2 protein-coding genes are annotated in these 4,306 nt (G+C 66.9%); one reads left to right on the plus strand and one right to left on the minus strand.

The features are described 5' to 3' along the window. Positions 1 to 4: 4 nt before the first annotated feature. A complete protein-coding gene (locus P8014_RS20220) occupies positions 5 to 847 on the minus strand; it encodes a mechanosensitive ion channel domain-containing protein (protein WP_337819138.1) in 843 nt (280 codons plus the stop codon). 358 nt (positions 848 to 1,205) lie between these two features. Here P8014_RS20220 and recC point away from each other — a divergent pair. Beyond that, positions 1,206 to 4,306, plus strand: a 3,101-nt coding sequence (gene recC, locus P8014_RS20225; RefSeq protein WP_337819139.1) for an exodeoxyribonuclease V subunit gamma, incomplete at its 3' end; no start/stop codon positions are given.

Consider the following 4,306-nt stretch of genomic DNA (forward strand, 5'->3'; position numbering starts at 1 on the left):
GGGATCAGGTCTCGGCCTTGCCGTGCTGCAGGTGCACGTCCATCTGCGGGAACGGGATGCCGATGCCGTTGGCGTCGAAGGTCGTCTTGATGACTTCGAGCAGATCGCAGCGGGTGACCCAGTAGTCGGAGGCCGCCACCCAGGGGCGGATGTAGAGGTTCACGCTGCTGTCGGCCAGATCCATAACACCCCAGCTGGGCGCGGGATCCTTGAGGATGCGTTCGTCGCCGGTGATGATCGACTCGACCAGTTCCTTGGCCTTGCGGATGTCGGAGTCGTAGCTGATGCCCACCACCAGATCGATGCGTCGGGTGTCGCGGGCCGAGTAGTTGGTGATCACATTGTTGTAGATCTTGCCGTTGGGCACGGTGATCTCGCGGTTGTCCAGCGTGCGCAGCACGGAGTTGAACACGCGGACCTGCTCCACGATACCGGTGACGCCGCCAGCTTCGACGAAGTCGCCGGCCTTGAAGGGTTTGAACACCAGCAGTAGTACGCCCGCCGCGAAATTCGACAGCGAATTCTGCAGGGCCAAGCCGATGGCCAGGCCGGCGGCGCCTAATATGGCAATCAGCGAGGTCGTCTGCACGCCGAGTTGGCCCAATGCCGCGATAACGACCACCACCTGCAGCAATGTCTTGATGATCGCCTCGAGGAAGCGCACCAGCATCTCGTCCAGGCGCGCCCGGGCCAAGGCCTTGCCGATCAGGCGCGTGATCGTGCCGGCCAGCCACAGACCGATGATCAGGACGATGAGAGCGAGGACCAGTTTGATGCCCCACGGAATCGCGTAGGCCTGCAACAATTGGTTCCAGTCGAGCTTGCTGGGATCGAATACCGAGTTCATGGTGTGCGCCCTATTGTTGTTGATCTACAGAAGATAGAGCCTCCTAGGATGCCACACGTTATCCTGAAGCGGCCATGGAAGCGCACGCTGAACCAGCCGAACACCGCACGGCTGTTGATTCAGCCTGTTCCCAGGCATTGTAGCCTCGGACTAGTGGCAAATCTCTGACGATTCGGGAGATTTTTTCGGAACCTGTTCGTACGATTGCTCAACCCTCTGTTTTTGTCCGATTGGCCGTTGATCAAGACGCGAGGAGTGAAGTTTGCTTATTTCGAATGCACGGCGAGCGACACGGAATGGCAGCAAATCGGCGGGTCCGACTACTCTGCAGATCGCGCAATAGAGTGAATAGGTTCTGATGTTCCATATCCACCACAGCAACCGTACTGAACTGCTGCTCGACGCGCTGGCGCAGGTCTGCGCCGAGGCGCCGGCGGATCCGTTCGAGGCAGAGACTGTGGTGGTGCAGAATCCTGGCATGGCGCGCTGGCTGGCGCTGGGCATCGCCGAGCGTAGCGGCGTGGCGGCCAACCTGGAGTTCCCGCTGCTGGCCTCGTTCGTCTGGCGCATTTACGAGACTCAGTTCGACGACTTGCCCGACCATTCCCCGCTGGACCGCGAGATCCTGCTTTGGCGCCTGATGGCATTGCTGCCCGAACAGCTTGAGGACCCCGCCTACGTGCCGTTGCGCCACTATCTGCAGGGCGCGGATGAAGCCCTGCGCCGCTATCAGCTCGCGCGGCGCGTCGCCGATCTGTTCGACCAGTACCTGGTGTTCCGCGCCGAACGCGTACTGGCCTGGGAGGCCGGCGAGGAGGATCACTGGCAAGCGCGCCTGTGGCGCACGCTGACGTCGAGAGAGGGCCAGTCCCACCGCGCCCGCCTGTACGCGGAGTTCGGCGAGCGCGCCCGTGCCGGGCGGCTGCGCCGCGGCGACCTGCCGGCGCGCGTGTCATTGTTCGGCCTCACGGCCATTCCCCCCGCCTACGTTGAGGTGCTGCGGGCGATGGCCGAGGTCATCGACATACACTTGTTCGTGCTCAATCCCTCGCTCAACTATTGGGGCGACATTGTCGACGAGCGCACCCGCGCGCAGCTTCGCCACCTGTGGGCGCGCCACGGCCGCGCCGCCGAGGCCGACTACCTGAGCGTCGGCAATCCGCTGCTGGCCTCGCTGGGCAAGCAGGGGCGCGACCTGCTCGACCTGCTGCACGAGGACTCCGGCGAGGACCATGACCGCTTCGCGCCGCCGCAGCGTCTCGACCTGCTCGGCATGCTGCAGCTCGACATCCTCATGCTGCAGACCCGCGGCGACGGCGTCGACGAGCAGCCGCCGCTGCCGCTGGAGCCCGGCGACCGCTCGGTGCAGATACACAGTGCCCACAGCCGTATGCGCGAGGTGCAGGTGCTGCACGATCGCCTGCTGGCGCTGATCGAGGAGGGTGACGACCTCACGCCGCGCGACATCGTGGTCATGGCGCCGGACATCGACGCCTACGCCCCCTACGTGGAAGCCGTGTTCGGCGCCGTGCCGCCGGAGCGGCGCATTCCGTGGTCGGTCGCCGACCGTCACGCTGCCGCTGAATCACCGCTGGCGGCGACCCTGCTGGCGCTGCTCGCCCTGCCGCAGAGCCGGATGACCGTCTCCGAGGTGTTGGCACTGCTGGAAGACGCCGCCGTCATGCGCCGGCTGGGGCTGGACGACACCGGCCTGGAGCGCGTGCGTCGCTGGGTGCGCGAAGCCAACATCCGCTGGGGGCTGGACGCGGACATGCGCGCCGACCTGGGCCTGCCGGCCGAGGACGCCGCCAGCTGGGCCTTCGGCCTGCGCCGCTTGCTGCTGGGCTACGCCATGCCGCCCGACGGCGAGACGCTGTTCTCGGGCATCGCGCCCTATACCGACATCGAGGGCGGCGAAGCGCGCGACCTCGGTCTGCTGGCGGACTTCATCGACCGCCTGGCCGGGTGGCGCGAACGTCTGGCTCGGCCGTGCGACGCCGCGGGCTGGGTGGATGTGTTAGGTGGTCTGCTGGAGGATTTCTTCCTGCCCGACGAGAACGAGACAGCGTTCCTGCAACAGGTGCGTGAGGCGCTGGCCGCGCTGCGTGAGCACTGCGCGGAGGCCGGCTTCGCCGAGGTCGTGGATCTTGCCGTGGTGCGCGACCACCTGCGTGGCCGGCTGGAGGATGCCCGCGCCGGCCAAGCCTTTCTCGACGGCCGGGTCAGCTTCTGCAACATGGTGCCGATGCGCAGCATCCCGTTCCGCGTGGTCTGCCTGCTGGGCATGAACGACGGAGACTACCCGCGCAACCAGCGCCCGCTTGGCTTCGACTTGATCGCCGAGCAGCCGCGCCGCGGCGACCGCTCGCGCCGCGAGGACGACCGCTATCTGTTCCTGGAGGCGCTGCTGTCGGCGCGCGAGGTGTTCTACGCGAGCTACGTCGGCCACGACATTCGCAGCAATGCCGAGCGCGTGCCCTCGGTGTTGCTCGGCGAACTGCTGGAAACCATCGAACGCGGCTTCCGCGCGCCGGATGGCGGGGATGGCGTGCTGGAGCAGATCGTCACCGAACATCCGCTGCAGCCTTTCAGCCAGCGCTATTTCGAGGGCGACGAACAGTTGTTCAGCTATGCCGCGGAGTGGTTGTCCGAAACGCGGCACGCAGGCATCGGCGCCTTCCTCGGCAAGCCGCTGCCGGAGCCAGAGGAAGGGCCGTGGCGCGAGCTGGAGCTTGACGAGCTGGCCGAGTTTCTGAGCCACCCGGCGCGCCACCTGCTCGAACGCCGCCTGGGCGTGAACCTGCGCGAATACGACGAGCGCACCGAGGACACCGAACCCTTCGAACTCGACGGGCTGGAGCGCTGGCAGCTCAAGGACCGCGCCCTGGCGCTCACGCTCGCCGGCCGCGACCCCGATCGACTGCGCGAGCTGGCGCTGGCCGACGGCAGCCTGCCCAGTGCCGGCTTCGGGGAGCAGGCCTACGCGCGGGCCGTGGAGAGCGTGCCCGAGCTGGCCGGGGAACTGCGTGAGCTTGGCATAGAGGCTCCGAGCGAGGTTCTGGAGCTGGATCTGGCGCTGGGCGAATGCCGCCTGCGCGGCTGGCTGCGCGGAGTGGGGGCCGGCGGGTTGCTGCGCTACCGCGCCGGCAAGTTGCGCGCGCGCGACCGACTGCGCCTGTGGCTGGAGCATCTGGCGCTGAATGCGCTGGCGCCGCAGGGCGTGGAGCCGGTCAGCGTGTTCTGCGCCGAGGACGGCCTGCTGCGTCTGGGTCCGGTGGCGGATGCCACCGCACAGCTGCAGGTGCTGGTCGGTCTGTACCGCGAGGGTTGGCGCGAGCCGTTGCCATTCTTTGCCGAGACGAGCCTGGCCTATGCCGAGAGGTTGCTGCGCAAGGGCGATGACGCGGAGACTGCGCTGGTGGCCGCTGCGAAGGTGTGGGCGGGTAATCAGTTCGTCGC

The organism is Acidihalobacter sp. (assembly GCF_037381185.1).
Lineage (GTDB): Bacteria > Pseudomonadota > Gammaproteobacteria > DSM-5130 > Acidihalobacteraceae > Acidihalobacter_A.

Bases quoted from the DNA above. Each gene is read 5' to 3' on its own strand.
- P8014_RS20220 (WP_337819138.1), bottom strand. From the start codon at position 847: ATGAACTCGGTATTCGATCCCAGCAAGCTCGACTGGAACCAATTGTTG.